We start from the raw sequence: 18912 nt of genomic DNA, 5'->3' as shown, positions 1-18912 counted from the left end.
GTAAATGTGATCTGCAATCATTCGCAATTAAGCAAGCTAATGCCCCTATGTTAAGTCAGTCTTACTCCCTCCCGGCCTTTGAACTGCCGCAGCCGCGCTGGGCGCGCGGCCTGCTGCTCGCCCTGGCGGCGCACGCGGCGTTGGTGCTGCTGTTTTACTGGCCGCAGACGGCGCTGGAGCCGGTGGTACTGCCACCGCCGGCGGTGATGATGAGCTGGGCGGCGCAGATTGAAGCGCCGGAAAGCAAGCCGCTGCCGCTGGGCGTGCAGCAGGCGGAATCCGCCGCGGCGCAGCCGGCGGAGCAGCAGCAACAGCCGGATCTGCCCAAGCTGGCGCGCGCCGATAAAGCAAAAATCGTGACGGCGCAGAAGAAGCGCACCGAACACCGCCCCCCGCAAAAAGCGCAGCCGAAGCCGCAGGAACAGGCCAAAGAGACGCGCAATGCCGCCGCGTCCAGCGCCGCCGCGCCGCAGGCGCAGACGCTTTCCCATCAGACCGCCGCACCGATCAACAGCGACGCCAACAGCAACGCGCAGGCCAAACTGTCGTGGGAGAGCCTGGTGAAAGGCAAACTGAACCGCATCAAGGATTACCCTTTGGATGCCCGCAGCCGCCGGCGCAGCGGCATGCCGCAGGTCAGCTTCAGCGTCGACGCGCAGGGGCGGGTCTCGAACGTCATGCTGCAGGTGCGTTCCGGCACCGCGTCGCTGGATCGGGAAGCGGTGGCGGTGGTGTCACGCGCCCAGCCGTTGCCGCCGCCGCCGCCGGAGATGCTGCAGCAGGGAGCCGTCAAGGTGACGATGCCGATCGATTTCAATCTGGCGGAGCTGAATGCCCGCCGTTAATGCCCGCAGGCGCCGCATCGCCGTCGTGCGCCTCTTCAAACTTCGTGAGGGATTATGAATCCGCTGTTATTCACCCCGCGCCGTCGCATCGCGGCCGCGCTCTGGCTTTCTTTAGGCATCGTCGGCGCCGCGCTGGCGCAACCGCAGCCGCCATTGGCGGAACGCGCGCCGAAAGCGCTGACGGCGCACGGCGAGACGCGCACCGACGATTACTACTGGCTGCGCGACGACAGCCGAAAAGAGCCGAAGGTGCTGGACTACCTGAAGGCGGAGAACCGCTACACCGAGCAGATGATGGCGCCGTACCAGAAGCTGCGCGCCACGCTGTATCAGGAGATGCTGGGCCGCATGAACCCTGACGATCGTTCGGTGCCGTATCAGCTCAACGGCTATCGCTATCAGGAAAGCTACGCCGCCGGTAAAGATTTCGCGCTGTATCAGCGCCAGGCGCTCACCGCCGACGCGCCGTGGCAAACCTTGCTGGACGCCAATCAGCGCGCGGCCGGCCACGCCTACTATCGCCTGGGGGCGATGGACGTCAGCCAGGACAACCGCCGGCTGGCGGTGGCCGAAGATCTGCAGGGCCGCCGCCAATACCGCATCTCCCTGCGTGAGATAGGCAGCGAACGCTGGTCGCCGGAAACGCTGGAAAACACCTCCGGCAACATGGTGTGGGCCAACGACAACCAAACCCTGTTCTACGTGCGCAACCACCCGCAAACGCTGTTGCCATACCAGGTTTATCGCCATCAGTACGGTACGCCGACGGCGGAAGATAAGCTGGTGTACCAGGAAAACGATCCGGCGTTCTACCTCAGCCTCGGCCGCTCGTCCTCGCGCGATTACCTGATTCTGACCATCAGCGGTAACACCACCTCCGAGGTGCGCCTGATCGACGCCAACCAGCCGCAGCGCGAGCCGCAGCTGTTCGCCGCCCGGCAGAACGGCCGCGAGTATTACCTCGATCACTACCGCGGCGAGTTCTACCTGCGTTCCAACCATCAGGATCCGAACTTTGGCCTGTACCGCACGGCGGCGGCGGGCAAACCCTGGCAGACGCTGATCGCGCCGCAGGCGCAGCACGAGGTGGAGAGCTTCAGCCTGTTCCGCGACTGGCTGGTGGTGCAGGAGCGCGCCAACGGGCTGGTGCAGCTGCGGCAAATCAGCTGGGACGGCAAAACCGAGCGCGCCATCCCGTTCGATGACGCCAGCTACATGGCCTGGCTGGGCTATAACCCGGAGCCGGACAGCGATCGGTTGCGCTACGGCTATTCGGCGATGACCACGCCGACCCGCACCTATGAGTGGGATCTGAACAAGGGCGAGCGCACCCTGCTGAAGCAGCAGGAGGTGAAAGGCGTCGATCCGAGCCTGTATCACAGCGAGCGCATCTGGGTCACGGCGCGCGACGGCGTGAAGGTGCCGGTCTCGCTGGTGTACCGCACATCGCTGTTCAAAAACGGGCATAACCCGCTGCTGGTGTACGGCTACGGCGCTTACGGCATGAGCATGGATCCGGCGTTCAGCGCCAACCGCATCAGCCTGCTGGATCGCGGCTTCGTCTATGCGCTGATCCACGTGCGCGGCGGCGGCGAGCTGGGGCAGAGCTGGTACAAACAGGGCAAGCTGACGCATAAACCGAACAGCTTCAACGACTTCATCGATGCCACCCAGGCGCTGATCAAAGACGGCTACGGCCAGCCGGGGCGCATCTACGCCATGGGCGGCAGCGCCGGCGGCTTGCTGATGGGGGCGGTGATCAATCAGGCGCCGCAGCTGTACAACGCGGTGGTGGCGCAGGTGCCGTTCGTCGACGTGGTGACCACCATGCTGGACGACAGCATTCCGCTGACCACCGGGGAATACGAGGAGTGGGGCAACCCGCACCAGCCGGCCGCCTATGCGCTGATGAAGTCCTACAGCCCGTACGACAACGTGCGCAAGCAGCGTTACCCGAACCTGCTGGTTACCAGCGGCTTGTACGACTCCCAGGTGCAGTATTGGGAGCCGGCCAAATGGGTGGCGAAGCTGCGGCGCTTCAAGCAGGGCGATTCGCTGCTGCTGCTCTCCACCGACATGACCGCCGGCCACGGCGGCAAATCGGGCCGCCTGGCGCGGCTGGAAAACGGCGCGCTGGAGTACGCCTTTATTCTGGCGGCGGACCGGCAGGCGCAGAAATAACCTTCAGCGCCGCAGCACGCTGCGGCGCAATAAAACAATAACAACCTTTTACCGCGCTTTCAGCGGGCTTTTTGCTGGGCATTGTCGGCCATCAAACCTTATTGGCTATTTCTGGGGATATATGAAAATCAAAATGATAGCGAGCCTGATCGGCGCGGGACTGGCGCTGTACGGGCCGGCTGCGGCCGCGCAGGAACAGGCGGAAAATAATAAAGGCAGCGTGGCGTTCAGCCCGCTCAACGTCTCGGCCGCCGACAGCGGCAAAAGCAGCGAAAAAGACGCGTTGGCGAGGCCAGGCGCGTTCAGCTCGCGCGATGAAAACAAGAATCTGGAGTCGGTGGACAGCATTCTGCGCAGCATGCCGGGCACCTATACCCAGATCGATCCCGGCCAGGGATCGGTCAGCGTCAATATTCGCGGCCTGAGCGGCTTTGGCCGGGTCAACACCATGGTCGACGGCATCACGCAAAACTACTACGGCAACTCGCCGAGCGACGCAGCGCACGGGGGATTGCCCACCAGCCAGTTCGGGGCGCTGATCGATCCTAACTTTATCGTCGGCGTCGACGTGGCGCGCGGCAATGCCACCGGCTCCGCTGGGGTGAACGCCCTGGCGGGCAGCGCCAACTTCCGCACTATCGGCGTGGACGACGTGGTGTTTTCCGATAACCCGTTCGGCGTGCGCACCAAATTCTCGGTGGGCAATAACGGCATCGGCCGCAGCGGCATGATCGCCGTGGGTGCCAAAACCGCCGCCTTTGCCGACGGCGGCAGCCTGGGGGCGATGGCGGCGATCAGCGGCAGTTCCATCACCTCCAACTACAAAAACGGCGCCGGTTTCGACAGCGAGGTGTTCAACGTCGATAAAACCTACCGCCAGAACCCGAAATCCCAGCTGTTCAAGGTGGACATCAAGCCGGATGCCTTTAACAGCATCGAACTGTCGGCGCGCAGCTACCAGAATAAAATCACCCGCCGCCACATCGACAGCGACGATTTTTACCTTAAGTATCACTACGCGCCGTTCTCGGAACTGATCGATTTCAACCTGACCGCCAGCACCAGCCGGGGTGAGCAGAAATTCATGTCCAACAACATGGCGGGCTTTAGCGACAGCACGGCGAAAAACATCTCTGATGCGCTGGATATCAACAACACCAGCCGTTTCAGCCTGCAGGACGTCGATTTCGCCTTCAGCTACGGCGGCAAGCTGGTGCGCAACGAGTATAAGAAAAAGGCCTCCGGCTTGGTGACGGATGACAATCAGGCGGAAAGCATGCCGGTGGGAATGTCGGGCAAGCAAGATATTTCCAGCCTGTATAGCGGGTTGCAGGCCAACTACGGCATCTGGCAGGGGAATTTCGATCTGAACTACACCGCCTATCGCCTCTCCGGCTATAAGCCAGCCTGTGACGAGCGCGTGGAGTGCTTCCCGCAGGGCGCCGGCAATATCAACCGCAACGAACACGGCTTCAACCCGTCGGTCATGCTGTCGGCGCAGGTAACGCCGTGGCTGCAACCGTTCGTCAGCTACAGCAAGTCGATGCGCGGGCCGAATATCCAGGAGGTGTTCTTCGCCAACAGCGGCGGCCAGTCGATGAACCCGTTCCTGAAGGGCGAAAAAGCGGAGACCTGGCAGGGCGGTTTCAATGCCAATGCCCACGATCTGTTGTTCAAGCAGGACAGTTTCCAGCTGAAAGCGGTCTATTTCGAAACCAGAATCAAAAACTACATATCCAGCCAAACCTACCTGGTGTGTAAAAACCGCCAGAAGTGCAACCGCTCGCAGGCGACGCAGGAAGAGTGGGATAACGCGGACGTCAACGTAAGCATGACCATGTACAGTAACGCCCCCGAACCGGTCAAAATGCGCGGGGTGGAGCTCGAAGCGCTGTACGACGCCGGTTTCGCCTTCACCAAGCTGTCGTTAAGCAAGGAGCATACCTCCCAGCCGACCAACCAGGCTAGCAACGTGTTCGGCGCGGGCGATGTCAGCGAACTGCCGGAATTTTACTTCACGCTGGACAGCGGGGTACGCTTGCTGGACGAGAAACTGACGCTGGGCGGGGTAGTGAAATACACCGGCAAATCGGTGCGCCTGTCGCCGGACTCTGATTACGATGAGAATGAGCAGTTGCTGAAAGAGCCGGCGCCGCATATTCCGACCATTATCGATCTGTACGGCACCTATCAGGTGAATCGCAATCTGCTGCTGAAGCTCAGCGTGCAAAACCTGATGGACAAAGACTACTCGGACGCGCTGAACAAGATGAACTCGCTGCCGTCGCAGTCGCAGTATGAGACGCCGACCAACACTGCCCGTGGACGTACCTATATCTTCGGCGGGGAGGTGCGCTTCTAAACCGCAGCGGAGCAGGGCGCAGTCACTGCGCCCGTTTCGCCTGCAGCAGCCATTTGTCCAGCTCGTTGGCGAACTGTTGGCGGTCGCGCTGGTTCAGGGCGTTCGGGCCGCCGGTCTGAATGCCGCTGGCGCGCAGGGTATCCATAAAATCGCGCATGTTGAGGCGCTCGCGGATGGTGTCCGGCGTATAGCGTTCGCCGCGCGGGTTCAGCGCCACCGCGCCTTTCTCTATCACCTCCGCCGCCAGCGGGATATCGGCGGTGATCACCAGATCGCCCGCTTCGCAGCGGCGCACGATCTCGTTGTCGGCCACGTCGAAGCCGGCCGCCACCTGCAGTGAACGAATGTACTTCGACGGCGGTGTGCGCAATGGCTGGTTCGCCACCAGCGTCACGGTGATGGCGGTACGATCGGCGGCGCGGAACAGCACCTCTTTGATCACGTTCGGACAGGCGTCCGCATCGACCCAAATCTGCATCATTTCGGCTCCTGCAGCCAGTCGCGCACCGGCAGGAAATCGCGCGCCAGCGCCGCTTCCGGGCTGTCGCCTTCCGGCTGGTAGTTATATTCCCAACGCACCAGCGGCGGCATCGACATCAGAATGGACTCGGTGCGCCCGCCGGTTTGCAGCCCGAACAGCGTGCCGCGATCCCACACCAGGTTGAACTCCACGTAGCGGCCGCGACGGTACAGCTGGAACTGGCGCTCGCGCTCGCCCCAGCTCAAGGCCTTGCGTTTTTCGACGATCGGCAGATAGGCGTCGAGGAAGCCCTGGCCCACCGCGCGGGTGAAGGCGAAGCAGTGGTCGAAGTCCGGGGTGTTCAGATCGTCGTAGAACAGGCCGCCGATGCCGCGTGCTTCGTTGCGATGCTTGATGAAGAAGTAATCGTCGCACCATTGCTTGTATTTCGGGTAGACCTCGTCGCCGAACGGCGCACACAGTTCGGCCGCGGTGCGGTGCCAGTGCACGGCATCCTCTTCGAAGCCGTAGAACGGCGTCAGATCAAAGCCGCCGCCGAACCACCACACCGGCGCTTCGCCCGGCTTTTCGGCGATGAAGAAACGCACGTTGGCGTGGCTGGTGGGCACATAAGGGCTGAGCGGATGGATAACCAACGAGACGCCCATCGCCTGGAAGCTGCGCCCGGCCAGTTCCGGACGGTGCGCGGTGGCCGAGGCCGGCAGGGTGGCGCCGGAGACGTGCGAGAAGTTGACCCCCGCCTGTTCGAACACCGCGCCGTTGGTCAGCACGCGGCTGCGGCCACCGCCGCCTTCTTCACGCGTCCATTGGTCTTCGGTGAACACGGCGCCGCCGTCGGCCTGGGCGAGCTGCGCGCAGATATGATCCTGCAGCGCCAGCAGGAAGGATTTTACTTCAGCGATGTTAGGTAAACTCATGCGGGGTCTTTATAGCGTCTGGCTGAACAAGGCGCTGAGTATACTCTTATTCGCCGCCCGCGGCATCAGCGGGGTTTGCGCTGGTGGGCGTCGAAGTAGTCGAAGAAGTTGACGATGCCGTCCGCGATGGCGCGGGCTATTTTCTCGCGAAACGCGGTGGTGCCCAGCAGCCGCTCTTCGTTCGGGTTGGTGATGAACGAGGTTTCCACCAGCACCGAGGGAATGGACGGGGATTTTAACACCGCGAACGCCGCCTGTTCGGTGCTGTCGCTGTGCAGGTGGTGTACCGGGCGGATCTGGCCGAGCACGTGGCGGCCGAGCGTCAGGCTGTTGTTGATGGTGTCGGTTTGCACCAGATCGAACAGCACCTGTTGCAGGTAGTTGTCCTGATCCTTGTACTTGCCGCCCGCCACGTCGTCGGCGGCGTTTTCGCGGTTGGACAGGTAGCGCGCCATGGCGCTGCTGGCGCCGCGGTTGGAGAGGGCGAACACCGAAGCGCCGGAGGCCGATGGGCTGGTAAAGCCGTCGGCGTGAATCGAAATGAACAGGTCGGCCTGGTGCTGGTGGGCGATCTCCACCCGCTGGAACAGCGGAATGAATTCGTCTTCTTCGCGCGTCAGGCGCGCCTCGACGTGGTCATGCTCATGCAGAAAACGGCGCACGTGGTTGGCGATTTCCAGCACTATGTGTTTTTCCTGTGAGCCTTCATGGCCGACCGCGCCGGAGTCGATGCCGCCGTGGCCGGGATCGATCATCACCAGTTTTTTGCCGCCGGCCGGTTTCGCCGCCGGTTTGCTGTGCTGATTGCGCAGTAAGCCTTCCGCCCTGGCGCTGCGGTTTTTCACGCCGAACAGCGCTACCGCCAGGCCGGAAAGCAAAAGTTGGCGTCGCGTCGGGGAAACGGCAAGCGGCTTAAAATTGAGGAATTGTTTACCCTGCTTTTTCATTACGCAACGCTCCATCGACGTTTCTATTTTGCGACGTTATATCGTATTGATAATCATTAATCGACCCGATAACTATTTCCATTTATTACGCCTGTTACCGGCGATTTCTGGGCAAATAGCGCGGTAAATCGCAGTTTGATATTGCGTAAGTGAATAATCACGCGATAATCAGATAAACACCTTAATTAACAGCGGCCAACATCGATGGAAATTCGCGTATTTCGACAAGACGACTTTGAAGAGGTCATTACCCTGTGGGAGCGCTGCGATTTGTTGCGGCCCTGGAACGATCCGGAAATGGACATCGAACGCAAGCTGAACCACGATCCGGAGCTGTTCCTGGTGGCGGAAGTCGGCGGCGAAGTGGTCGGTTCGGTGATGGGCGGTTATGACGGCCACCGCGGCTCGGCGTATTACCTCGGGGTGCATCCCGACTATCGCGGGCGCGGCATCGCCAATGCGTTGATCAATCGTCTGGAGAAGAAGTTGATCGCCCGCGGCTGCCCGAAGATCCAGATTATGGTGCGCGAAGACAACGACACGGTGGTCGAGATGTACGAGAAGCTCGGCTACGAGATCCAGGGTATCACCAGCCTGGGCAAGCGGCTGATCGAAGATCAGGAATATTGATCGAGCGGCGGGCGGCGGCGTTGCACCGCCCGCCACAGTGCATTACGGCAGCTTTTTGACGGTTTTCACGTCCACTTCGACGCTGCTCCAGTCTTTATCCACTTTGCCTTCCAACTGCACCTTGTCTTTCGGCGTAACGGTTTGGCCGTTCCAGCGTTTGCGGTCGATATCGACCGTCAGGGTGCCGGTGGCGTCGCGGAAGGTATAGGTTTCGTCGCCGATGCGCTGCTCGATGTTGCCCTGCAGCATCACCCAGGTGTCGTCGCTCATCGATTTCACCTTGTCCACGGTGGTCAGCGCCGCGCTGGGGCCGGAGAAACCGCCTTGTGCGGTGGTTTGCGTTTGGGCCTGCGGCGCGGCCGGATCGAGGAACCCGCCTTGTTGCGCCAGTACCGGTGCGCTGCACAGCGCGATCAGAGCGGCCAGAGTCAGTTTTTTCATGTTGCGCTTCCTTATCGTTATCGAAAATCACATCCCGCTGATATCGGGTTGCTTGCTCAGTGATAAGGATTAAAACACGCCGATCTTAAGAGCTTCTTAAGCCGACGCATTGAAATTCCCATCGCCGGCGCCCATCTGTAGCCATAGTCTTTATTCTGTTGGCAAGGAACGATCGTTGAAGCCATTCTCACCCCGGTTTTCCCCGGACGATTACGACCAGCATGGCGCGCTGCGGCTGCCGCTGGGATTTTGGGCCGTGCTGATTTTGCAGGCGCGCACCTGGCTGCTGTTCGTGATGGCCGGCGCTTCGCGTGAGCAGGGTGAAAGCTTGCTGGCGCTGTTTTATCCGGATACCCAACGCTTTTGGTACGGCATGCTGCTCGGCCTGCCGGCGGCGCTGGCGTTTTTGCTGAGCGGCCGCCGTCACCAATGGCCGCGGCTGTGGCGCGGCTGGCGTTGGGGGCTGATTATCTCCGTGCTGGCGTCGCTCGGCGGCTCGCTGTTCAGCCTGTGGCGCCAGGACGGCGATGCGCCGGGGCTGGAGCTGGCGTTGGCGCTGCTCGATGCGCTGGCGCTGAGCTATCTGCTGTTGAATGCGCGCCTGAAAGCCTGTTTTGCGCCGGTGGAGCACGCCGACTAATTGCCGAGAAGTGCGGCACTTTTCGCATTTTCCGCACTCCAAGCTGGCAACCGTTGGCGTAGTGCGGGCCGTTGTGAGAGGCTGGCACGCAGCAAAACGCCGAGTGCGGCAGGGGCGGGTCACCGCCCCGTGCCATTGATGTTTAAGGAGCTAGAGATGAATATTCGCCCCCTGTTGTTAGGGCTTCCGCTGTTACTGACCGGCTGTTCGAGCATGTCCAATTTCTCCTGGTCTAGCCTGTCGCCGTTCAACTGGTTCGGCAGCAGCTTGGAGGTCGGCGCCAAGGGCGTCGGCAAGCTCAACGCCGGCACGCCGATGTCGGAAAGCGCCATCAACGACGGGTTGGACGGCAACTACCGCCTGCGCGGCGGCATGGCGACCAGCAACGGTCAGATCGTCTCTTATTACCAGGCGCTGTCCGGCGACGAAGTGAAGCTGGTGATCACCGGCGAGCCGAAAGGGCACGTGCAGCGGGTAGACGTAATGGATCAGAAAGTGGCGACGGAGTGGGGCAACAAGCTCGGCACGCCGTTCGGCGATATGTACAGCAAGGCGTTCGGCTCCTGTAAACCGGGCAGCGGCGAAGACGCCGGCAAAGTGGAGTGCGTGGCGGAGCAGAGCAAGTACGTTACCTATATCTTCAGCGGCAAGTGGGCCGGGGCGCAGGACATCATCCCGCCGGACGACACCCTGAAAAGCTGGACGGTCAGCAAAATCATCTGGCACGCCAAGCCGCAGCAGTAATATGTTCAACGGGCGCCGGTTCACGGTGCCTGCCTTTTCAAGCCATTACCCCTATTTTCTTTGCGCTGCTGCAAGGCAATCGCCCGTGCTTGCGGTATGATAGCGCGCGTTTGTAACAGGGAACCCGCGCGTCAACCGCCATACCTTACCTGTTGCCGGATTCTGGTATTGAGGATAACAACATGACACAGGTTCAGAGCGGCATTCTGCTGGAGCACTGCCGTTTCGCCATTTTTATGGAAGCCACCGTACAGGGCGAATTCGCCGACTTGCGCCAGGGCTGCAAACAGTTTTGTCAGACGCTGAGCGAGCTGCAGCAGCAGTTTCCCGATGCGCGCCTCGGCGCGGTGATCGCCTTCGGCTATGACGTTTGGCACGATCTTTCCAACGGCCAGGGCGCGAAAGAGCTGAAGCCGTTCACGCCGCTCGGCAAAGGGCTGGCACCGGCCACCCAGCGCGATATGCTGATCCACATTCAGTCGCTGCGTCACGACGTCAACTTCACGCTGGCGCAGGCGGCACTGGCGGCGTTCGGCAACGCCATCAAGATTGAAGAAGAAACCCACGGTTTCCGCTGGGTGGAAGAGCGCGATCTGAGCGGTTTCATCGACGGTACCGAAAACCCGCAGGGCGAGCAGCGCCCGGCAGTGGCGACGATTGCCGAAGGCGAAGAGGACGCAGGTGGCAGCTACGTGCTGGTGCAACGTTACGAGCACAACCTGCGCCAGTGGCAGCGTTTTACCACCGAGCAGCAGGAGCAGATCATCGGTCGCACCAAGCAAGACAGCGAAGAGCTGCCGGCCGATCAGCGCCCGGATACCTCGCACGTCAGCCGCGTCGATCTGAAAGAGAACGGCAAGGGCCTGAAAATTCTGCGCCAGAGCCTGCCTTATGGCACCGCCAGCGGCAAGCATGGCCTGTTCTTCATCGCCTATTGCGCACGCCTGCACAATATCGAGCAGCAGCTGCTGAGCATGTTCGGCGATCTGGACGGCAAACGCGACGCGATGCTGCGTTTCAGCCGTGCGGTTACCGGCAGCTACTACTTTGCGCCATCGCTGACGCGCCTGCTGTCACTTTGACGCCGTTGCCGAAGCCGGCGCGCCCGGCTTCGGCCCGTTTTCCCGCCCCGAAAACGCCTCGCATTCCCTGCCTTATAGCGTTTGATGCTTGTAAATCACTAAACGGTATATAAAAGCGTTACAGCTCCGCACCGAGTTATAAATACACTGGTCGTCAATAAGGCGAAAGCCTGAAGGAATGACTCAGTGATAAGGTGCAGAATGAAACAAAACCGGGTTAAAAATCTCGTGCTGAAAGGTTGGCTGGCGGCTGCGCTGTTGGCGAGCGGCGCCGCGTCGGCGGCGGAATTGCTGAACAGCTCTTATGACGTTTCCCGTGAATTGTTCGTCGCGCTGAATCCCGGCTTTGAACAGCAGTGGAATCAACAGCATCCGAACGACAAGCTGACCATCAAACAATCGCACGCCGGTTCCTCCAAGCAGGCGCTGGCGATCCTGCAGGGCCTGCGCGCCGACGTGGTGACGTACAACCAGGTGACCGACGTGCAGATCCTGCACGATCGCGGGCAGCTGATCCCGGCGGACTGGCAGGCGCGCCTGCCGAACAACAGTTCGCCGTTCTACTCCACCATGGCGTTTCTGGTGCGCAAGGACAACCCGAAGGGGATCCACACCTGGAACGATCTGGTGCGCGACGACGTGAAGCTGGTGTTCCCGAACCCGAAAACCTCCGGTAACGGCCGTTACACCTATCTGGCCGCCTGGGGCGCTGCCAATCAGGCCGACGGCAACGATCCGGCCAAGACCCGCGCCTTCATGACCCGCTTCCTGAAGAACGTGCTGGTGTTTGATACCGGCGGCCGCGGCGCGACCACCACCTTCGTCGAGCGCGGCTTGGGCGACGTGCTGATCAGCTTCGAGTCCGAAGTGAACAACATCCGCAAGCAGTACGGTGAGGACAAGTACGAAGTGATCGTGCCGCCGGTCGATATTCTGGCGGAGTTCCCGGTGGCCTGGGTCGACAAAAACGTCGAGCGCAACGGTACCGAACAGGCGGCCAAAGCCTATCTGAACTATCTCTACAGCCCGGCGGCGCAGCAGGTGATCACCAGCTTCTACTACCGCGTGTATGACCAGAAAGCGATGGCGGCGGCGAAGGGGCAATTCCCGGACACCCAACTGTTCCGCGTGGAAGACCAGTTCGGCGGCTGGCCGCAGGTGATGAAAACCCACTTCGCCACCGGCGGCGAGCTGGATCAGCTGTTAGCGGCAGGGCGCAAGTAAATGTTGGCGTTGTCGTCCAGTAAGCGGGTGCTGCCCGGATTTGGCCTCAGCCTCGGCAGCAGCCTGTTTTATACCTGTTTGATCCTGCTGTTGCCGCTCACCGCGCTGGTGATGCAGCTGGCACAGATGAGCCTGGCGCAATACTGGGAAGTGATTTCCAACCCGCAGGTGGTGGCGGCGTATAAAGTGACGCTGCTGGCGGCCGGCGTCGCCAGCCTGTTTAACGCGGTGTTCGGCATGCTGATGGCCTGGATCCTGACGCGCTACCGTTTTCCCGGCCGTTCGCTGCTGGACGGCCTGATCGATCTGCCGTTCGCACTGCCGACCGCAGTGGCCGGCCTGACGCTGGCGGGGCTGTTTTCCACCACTGGCTGGTACGGTCAGTGGCTGGCGCACTTCGACATCAAGGTCACCTTTACCTGGCTTGGGATCGCGGTAGCGATGGCGTTCACCAGCCTGCCGTTTGTGGTGCGCACCGTGCAGCCGGTGCTGGAAGAGCTGGGGCCGGAATACGAAGAGGCGGCCGAGACGCTGGGCGCTACGCGCTGGCAGAGTTTCCGCCGCGTGGTGTTGCCCGAGGTGGCACCGGCATTGCTGGCCGGCACCGCCATCTCCTTTACCCGCAGCCTGGGCGAGTTCGGCGCGGTGATTTTCATCGCCGGCAACATCGCCTGGAAGACGGAAGTGACCTCGCTGATGATTTTCGTGCGTTTGCAGGAGTTCGATTACCCGGCGGCCAGCGCCATCGCCTCGGTGATCCTGGCGGCGTCGCTGCTGCTGCTGTTCAGCATTAACGTATTGCAAAGCCGCTTCGGCAGACGTTTGGGAGGAGGGCACTGATGGCCGATGTTTCCGCCTTCAACGGCGCCGAGCGCCCGCGCGTCAACTGGGGCAAGTGGACGCTGATCGCCATCGGCACGCTGTTCTCGGTGCTGCTGCTGGTGGTGCCGATGATGTCGATTTTCGCCGAGGCCTTTTCCAAAGGGTTCGGCGCGATGTGGAGCAACTTGCTCGATCCGGACATGCTGCACGCCATTTGGCTGACGGTCTTGATCGCGCTGATCACCGTGCCGTTCAACCTGGTGTTCGGCACGTTGCTGGCATGGCTGGTGACGCGCTTCACCTTCCCCGGCCGCCAGCTGCTGCTGACGCTGATCGATATCCCGTTCGCCGTTTCACCGGTGGTGGCGGGGCTGATTTACCTGCTGTTTTACGGCAGCAACGGCCTGCTGGGCGGCTGGCTGGATGCGCATAACATCCAGATCATGTTCTCCTGGCCGGGCATGGTGCTGGTGACCATTTTCGTCACCTGCCCCTTCGTGGTGCGCGAGCTGGTGCCGATGATGCTCAGCCAGGGCAGCCAGGAAGACGAGGCCGCCATTCTGCTGGGGGCGTCCGGCTGGCAGATGTTCCGCCGCGTGACGCTGCCCAACATTCGCTGGGCGCTGCTGTACGGCGTGGTGCTGACCAACGCGCGCGCCATCGGCGAGTTCGGCGCAGTGTCGGTGGTGTCCGGTTCGATTCGCGGCGAAACCTACAGCCTGCCGCTGCAGGTCGAGCTGTTGCAGCAGGATTACAACACCGTCGGCTCCTTTACCGCCGCCGCGCTGTTGACCCTGATGGCGATCGTTACCCTATTTTTGAAGAGCGCGCTGCAGTGGCGTCTGGAACGTCAAAACGCGCGTCTCGAGCGGGAGGAAAATCATGAGCATTGAGATTAACGGCATCAACAAGTACTTCGGTCGCACCAAGGTATTGAACGATATCTCGCTCGATATTGCTTCCGGCGAGATGGTGGCGCTGCTCGGGCCGTCCGGTTCCGGCAAGACCACGCTGCTGCGGATCATCGCCGGGCTGGAAAGCCAGAGCGGCGGCAAGCTGGGCTTCCACGGCACCGACGTCAGCCACATGCATGCGCGCGACAGGCGCGTAGGCTTCGTGTTTCAGCACTATGCGCTGTTCCGCCACATGACGGTGTTCGACAACATCGCCTTCGGCCTGACCGTGCTGCCGCGCCGCGAGCGGCCGAACGCCGCGGCGATCAAACAGAAAGTCACCCAGCTGCTGGAAATGGTACAGCTGGGCCACCTGGCCAACCGCTATCCGTCTCAGCTGTCCGGCGGCCAGAAACAGCGCGTGGCGTTGGCGCGCGCGCTGGCGGTGGAACCGCAAATTTTGCTGCTGGACGAACCGTTCGGCGCGCTGGATGCGCAGGTGCGCAAAGAGCTGCGCCGCTGGCTGCGTCAGCTGCACGAAGAGCTGAAGTTCACCAGCGTGTTCGTCACCCACGATCAGGAAGAGGCGATGGAAGTGGCCGACCGCATCGTGGTAATGAGCCAGGGCAATATCGAACAGGTCGGGTCGCCGGAAGAGATTATGCGCGAACCGGCCAGCCGCTTCGTGCTGGAGTTCATGGGTGAAGTGAACCGCCTGAACGGCGAAATTCGCGGATCCCAGCTGTTCGTCGGCGCGCACCAGTGGCCGCTGTCGTTCCAGCCGATGCACCAGGGCAGCGTCGATCTGTTCCTGCGCCCGTGGGAAATGGAAGTGGCGACCGAAAGCAGCGAGCGTTGCCCGCTGCCGGTGCAGGTGCTGGAAGCCAGCCCGCGTGGCCACTTCTGGCAGCTGACGGTGCAGCCGATCGGCTGGCATCAGGAGCCGATCGGCGTGGTGTTGCCGGAAGGCAATCCAACCCCGGTGCGCGGCGGCCGTTATTACGTCGGCAGCCTCAATGCGCGGCTGTATGCCGGCGATCAACTGCTGCAACCTGTTGCGTTAGCCAAAAGCGCCTGATAGGTTTTAGCTGCCCTTTTCTTCAAGGCAACCCCCGGGTTGCCTTTTTACTTTACGCACATCAACACAGGCAAAGATCGTGACAACGCTCGAACAATGCATCGGGAACACCCCGCTGGTACAACTGCAACGGCTGGCTGCCCAGGCGGGCAGCGAGGTATGGGTCAAACTGGAAGGCAATAACCCGGCGGGATCGGTGAAGGATCGCGCTGCGTTGGCGATGATCCAGCAGGCGGAGCTGCGCGGCGAGATCAAGCCCGGCGACGTGCTGATCGAGGCCACCAGCGGCAATACCGGCATTGCGCTGGCGATGATCGCCGCGCTCAAAGGCTATACGCTGAAGCTGTTGATGCCGGAGAACATGAGCCTGGAGCGGCAGGCGGCGATGCGCGCGTACGGCGCCGAGCTGATCCTGGTCAGCCGTGAGCAGGGGATGGAAGGGGCGCGCGATCTGGCGCTGGAGATGCAGCGCCAGGGGCAGGGAAAGGTGCTGGATCAGTTCAACAATCTCGACAATCCCTACGCCCACTTCACCACCACCGGCCCGGAGATTTGGCGCCAGACCGAAGGACGCATCACGCACTTCGTTTCCAGCATGGGCACCACCGGTACCATTACCGGCGTGGGCGGTTATCTGAAGAGCCAGAATCCGCAGGTGCAGATCATCGGCCTGCAGCCGGCCGAAGGCAGCAGCATCCCCGGCATTCGCCGTTGGGCGCCCGCTTACCTGCCGGGCATTTTCCGCCCGGAGCTGGTGGATCAGGTGCTGGATATCGAGCAGCGCGATGCCGAGCAGACCATGCGCCAGCTGGCGCAGCGTGAAGGCATCTTCTGCGGCGTCAGCTCCGGCGGCGCGGTAGCCGGCGCCCTGCGCGTCGCGGCGGCCCACCCCGGCAGCGTCGTGGTGGCGATCGTCTGCGATCGCGGTGACCGTTACCTCTCCACCGGCGTGTTCGACTGAATGTGCCCTCCCGGCGGTGTGTTCCGCCGGGAAAACCCTTCTCACTTTCCTTTTGACCGACGGCATAGCCGGCCCGCCTGGGCGGTGGCCGGAGCCTGTCTGTACGCCAATACCCTGACAGAAGTAGAGAAATCGCGCGACAGCAGCCACAATAACGGTGGCGAGACGCGAACCGCGATGTGTAAGGATTGAGTAAAACCGGCTGCGGGCCGGCGGAATTGGCGGGAAAATAACGAAAATCGGTGAAGGAGCAAGGCATGAAAATTTTACTGGTCGACGATGACCTGGAGCTTGGCACCATGCTGAGCGAATACCTGACGGGCGAAGGCTTCGACGCCACGCTGGTGCTGACCGGCAAGGCGGGGGTAGAGGGCGCGCTGTCGGGCGACTATACCGCGATGATCCTCGATATCATGCTGCCGGACATGAGCGGCATCGACGTGCTGCGCGACGTGCGTAAAAAGAGCCGGCTGCCGATCATCATGCTGACCGCCAAAGGCGACAACATCGATCGGGTGATTGGCCTGGAGATGGGCGCCGACGATTACATGCCCAAACCTTGCTACCCGCGCGAATTGGTGGCGCGTCTGCGCGCGGTGCTGCGCCGTTTCGAAGAGCGGCCGCAGGAGGCGGACGACGAAGCCGCCATCAGCTTCGGCGAGCTGACGCTGAACCCTTCAACCCGCAGCAGCGAATGGCGCGGTAAGGCGTTTGATCTGACCGCTTCGGAATTCAATCTGCTGGAGCTATTGCTGCGCGCGCCGGATCGCGTGGTGTCGAAGGATGAATTGTCCGAGAAGGGGCTGGGGCGCCCGCGCGAGGCCTATGATCGCAGCGTGGACGTGCATATCAGCAATATCCGCCAGAAGCTGAGCGCGCTGGCCGGTAATACGCTGAGCATCGAGACGGTGCGCAGCATCGGCTATCGCATTCGGTAACCTGACATGCGCGGAAGACTGTTCTGGAAAATTTTGCTCGGCTTTTGGCTGACCTTCCTCATCATGACGCAGGCCCTGTGGGTGGCGTTTTCTTTGTATGGCGACCGCTATGTGCCGCCGGAGAACGCCATGGCGCGGCGGGTCATCGGCCTGCAGCTGACCTCGGCGGCTACCCAGTTGCGCAGCGGCGGCATGCCGGCGCTGGAAGCCCTGATGCGCGATTGGCCCGAGGACGACAGGCGTTTGCTGTCGGTGACGCCGATGACCCAACCGCCGCCGCCCGCGCCGGAAGAACCGGTATTTGAAGGGCGGCGGATGCCGAAGGAAATCTCTGCCTGGGTGCAGACCGGGGAAGGGCAGGGATACTGGCTGAGCTATAACGTGCGCGGGCTGCGGGAAGAGTATCGGCCGGAGCGGCGTTCCCATTTCTTCAACATTCCTGCGCCGATGCTGTGGGTCGGCGGGCTGGGCGGTTTGCTGTTCAGCGCCGTGCTGGCCTGGAACCTGACCCGGCCGATGCGTCAGCTGCGCGGCGGTCTGGATCGGGTAGCGCAGGGCGATCTGTCGGTGCGGCTGTTCCCGAAAATGCGCCGCCGTCATGACGAGCTGTCCGACGTGGCGCGCGATTTCGACACCATGGCTGAGCGGCTGGAGCTGCTGGTCAGCGCCCGCGAGCAGTTACTTCATGACGTTTCGCACGAGCTGCGTTCGCCGCTGGCGCGCCTGCAGCTGGCGATCGGCCTGGCGCGGCAGAATGCCGGCAATGTCGAAACTTCGCTCAAGCGCATCGAACACGAGTCGGGGCGGCTGGACAAAATGATCGGCGAGCTGCTGGCGCTGTCGCGCGCCGAACACAGCAGCCTGCCGGACGAGGAGTATTTCGATCTGTACGGCCTGGTGGATGCGGTGGTGAGCGATGCGCGCTACGAGGCGCAGGTGCCCGGCGTGGATATCGTGCTGCAGGCCGAGTCGGACGTGGAGTACACCGTCAAGGGCAATGCGGAACTGATGCGGCGAGCGGTGGATAACATCGTGCGTAATGCGCTGCGCTTTTCCAGCCACGGCCAGCGGGTGACGGTGGCGCTGACGCGCGTCGATAACCAGTTCCAGATCGCGGTCAGCGATCAGGGGCCGGGAGTCGAGGAGGCGAAGCTGTCGAGCATTTTCGATCCGTTCGTGCGCGTGAAGTCGGCGCTGTCGGGCAAGGGATACGGCCTGGGGCTGGCGATCACCCGCAAGGTGGTGCTGGCGCACGGCGGCCAGGTTGAGGCGCGCAACGGCGATAAAGAGGGGCTGGTCATTACCCTGCGTATCCCGCGCTGGCCGTCATAACGTAGCGAAATTGGGATACGACGAAGGAGATAAAAAAAACGGCGCCGAGGGCGTAATGCTTGTCAGTTAAGCTTTTGAGGAAGCCGCAACGTATAACGTTGCGGCTTCTTTTTTACTGCCCGTGGGTAATGCCTTTGCCGTCGAGAAGGAAGTACGAAGCTCCCCGCCATTGCCAGGATATCATTCATTATCTTCGGGACTTTCCCTGGGGCAACTGCCGGAAGCAGGCTCAGTTGGGCTGTCAGATATAACGCAGCCTGTTTAAAACCGATTTGATAAGGCTCTACATGCTTCAGGCTGTTAGCCATCTGCGCCATCATGAAGCGCAGCAGGTTATAAGCCAACGCCACGCCCCACAGTTCCTGCCTGACCAACTCCGGCTTTTTGCTTCTCA

The 18912-nt window shown here is 61.7% G+C and carries 18 protein-coding genes and 1 pseudogene; 14 read left to right on the top strand and 5 right to left on the bottom strand.

Translation table 11 applies throughout. From position 1 onward, the window contains the following. Window positions 1–47 precede the first annotated feature (47 nt). The 3 genes from QOL81_RS25170 to QOL81_RS25160 all read left to right on the top strand — a co-directional run bounded on the left by QOL81_RS25170 (window position 48) and on the right by QOL81_RS25160 (window position 5388). Window positions 48–845, top strand: a complete 798-nt coding sequence (locus QOL81_RS25170) for an energy transducer TonB family protein (RefSeq protein WP_197827390.1) — start codon at window positions 48–50, stop codon at window positions 843–845. 54 nt (window positions 846–899) lie between these two features. Beyond that, the gene (locus tag QOL81_RS25165; protein WP_102984302.1) at window positions 900–3026 is read left to right on the top strand and encodes a S9 family peptidase; all 2127 of its coding nucleotides are present in this window, start codon (window positions 900–902) and stop codon (window positions 3024–3026) included. Window positions 3027–3147: 121 nt separating this feature from the next. Next, window positions 3148–5388, top strand: a complete 2241-nt coding sequence (locus QOL81_RS25160; protein ID WP_060419815.1) for a TonB-dependent receptor domain-containing protein — start codon at window positions 3148–3150, stop codon at window positions 5386–5388. 22 nt (window positions 5389–5410) lie between these two features. Here QOL81_RS25160 and QOL81_RS25155 read toward each other — a convergent pair whose 3' ends face one another. The 3 genes from QOL81_RS25155 to amiA all read right to left on the bottom strand — a co-directional run bounded on the left by QOL81_RS25155 (window position 5411) and on the right by amiA (window position 7733). Continuing rightward, entirely contained in the window at window positions 5411–5866 is a 456-nt protein-coding gene (locus QOL81_RS25155; RefSeq protein WP_004936514.1) for a YaiI/YqxD family protein, read from the bottom strand. Next, a complete protein-coding gene (gene hemF, locus QOL81_RS25150; protein WP_060419818.1) occupies window positions 5866–6786 on the bottom strand; it encodes an oxygen-dependent coproporphyrinogen oxidase in 921 nt (306 codons plus the stop codon). Before hemF ends, QOL81_RS25155 begins: the two co-directional genes overlap by 1 nt. 65 nt (window positions 6787–6851) lie before the next feature. Further along, window positions 6852–7733: an N-acetylmuramoyl-L-alanine amidase AmiA gene (gene amiA, locus QOL81_RS25145; protein WP_047730137.1), complete on the bottom strand. Its 882-nt coding sequence runs from the start codon at window positions 7731–7733 to the stop codon at window positions 6852–6854. Window positions 7734–7937: 204 nt separating this feature from the next. Between amiA and QOL81_RS25140 the strand changes: the two genes are divergently transcribed. Continuing rightward, the gene (locus QOL81_RS25140) at window positions 7938–8363 is read left to right on the top strand and encodes a GNAT family acetyltransferase (RefSeq protein WP_004936504.1); all 426 of its coding nucleotides are present in this window, start codon (window positions 7938–7940) and stop codon (window positions 8361–8363) included. 42 nt (window positions 8364–8405) lie between these two features. Here the strand turns inward: QOL81_RS25140 and QOL81_RS25135 are convergent, their stop codons facing one another. Continuing rightward, complete coding sequence (locus QOL81_RS25135) at window positions 8406–8804, bottom strand: YgiW/YdeI family stress tolerance OB fold protein (protein ID WP_049198414.1); 399 nt, start codon at window positions 8802–8804, stop codon at window positions 8406–8408. A gap of 175 nt (window positions 8805–8979) precedes the next feature. Between QOL81_RS25135 and QOL81_RS25130 the strand changes: the two genes are divergently transcribed. The 10 genes from QOL81_RS25130 to QOL81_RS25085 all read left to right on the top strand — a co-directional run bounded on the left by QOL81_RS25130 (window position 8980) and on the right by QOL81_RS25085 (window position 18518). Further along, complete coding sequence (locus QOL81_RS25130; protein ID WP_060419823.1) at window positions 8980–9444, top strand: DUF2919 domain-containing protein; 465 nt, start codon at window positions 8980–8982, stop codon at window positions 9442–9444. Between the two features lie 156 nt (window positions 9445–9600). Further along, the gene (locus QOL81_RS25125; protein ID WP_038881279.1) at window positions 9601–10188 is read left to right on the top strand and encodes an RpoE-regulated lipoprotein; all 588 of its coding nucleotides are present in this window, start codon (window positions 9601–9603) and stop codon (window positions 10186–10188) included. A gap of 182 nt (window positions 10189–10370) precedes the next feature. Continuing rightward, the gene (locus tag QOL81_RS25120; RefSeq protein ID WP_060419825.1) at window positions 10371–11270 is read left to right on the top strand and encodes a Dyp-type peroxidase; all 900 of its coding nucleotides are present in this window, start codon (window positions 10371–10373) and stop codon (window positions 11268–11270) included. Between the two features lie 201 nt (window positions 11271–11471). Beyond that, the gene (locus QOL81_RS25115; protein ID WP_047730138.1) at window positions 11472–12494 is read left to right on the top strand and encodes a sulfate ABC transporter substrate-binding protein; all 1023 of its coding nucleotides are present in this window, start codon (window positions 11472–11474) and stop codon (window positions 12492–12494) included. After that, window positions 12495–13334, top strand: coding sequence for a sulfate/thiosulfate ABC transporter permease CysT (cysT, locus tag QOL81_RS25110; protein WP_019453852.1), 840 nt, complete (start codon window positions 12495–12497; stop codon window positions 13332–13334). Further along, on the top strand, window positions 13334–14209 hold the full coding sequence (gene cysW, locus QOL81_RS25105; protein ID WP_025303787.1) for a sulfate/thiosulfate ABC transporter permease CysW: 876 nt from the start codon (window positions 13334–13336) through the stop codon (window positions 14207–14209). The genes cysT and cysW overlap by 1 nt, the downstream gene beginning before the upstream one ends. Further along, the gene (gene cysA, locus QOL81_RS25100) at window positions 14199–15287 is read left to right on the top strand and encodes a sulfate/thiosulfate ABC transporter ATP-binding protein CysA (protein ID WP_060419829.1); all 1089 of its coding nucleotides are present in this window, start codon (window positions 14199–14201) and stop codon (window positions 15285–15287) included. The genes cysW and cysA overlap by 11 nt, the downstream gene beginning before the upstream one ends. Window positions 15288–15366: 79 nt before the next feature. Then, on the top strand, window positions 15367–16248 hold the full coding sequence (cysM, locus tag QOL81_RS25095; RefSeq protein ID WP_033638551.1) for a cysteine synthase CysM: 882 nt from the start codon (window positions 15367–15369) through the stop codon (window positions 16246–16248). 257 nt (window positions 16249–16505) lie between these two features. After that, on the top strand, window positions 16506–17186 hold the full coding sequence (locus QOL81_RS25090; protein WP_038881296.1) for a response regulator transcription factor: 681 nt from the start codon (window positions 16506–16508) through the stop codon (window positions 17184–17186). Between the two features lie 6 nt (window positions 17187–17192). Then, on the top strand, window positions 17193–18518 hold the full coding sequence (locus QOL81_RS25085; protein WP_060419835.1) for an ATP-binding protein: 1326 nt from the start codon (window positions 17193–17195) through the stop codon (window positions 18516–18518). Between the two features lie 62 nt (window positions 18519–18580). Here QOL81_RS25085 and QOL81_RS25080 read toward each other — a convergent pair. Then, window positions 18581–18912 (bottom strand): annotated as a pseudogene (locus tag QOL81_RS25080) (IS4 family transposase); the annotation flags it as partial.

It is taken from the genome of Serratia sp. CC22-02 (assembly GCF_900182895.1).
Lineage (GTDB): Bacteria > Pseudomonadota > Gammaproteobacteria > Enterobacterales > Enterobacteriaceae > Serratia > Serratia nevei.
The sequence above is the reverse complement of the archived record's forward strand: the minus strand, read 5'-3'. Positions and strand labels throughout refer to the sequence as shown.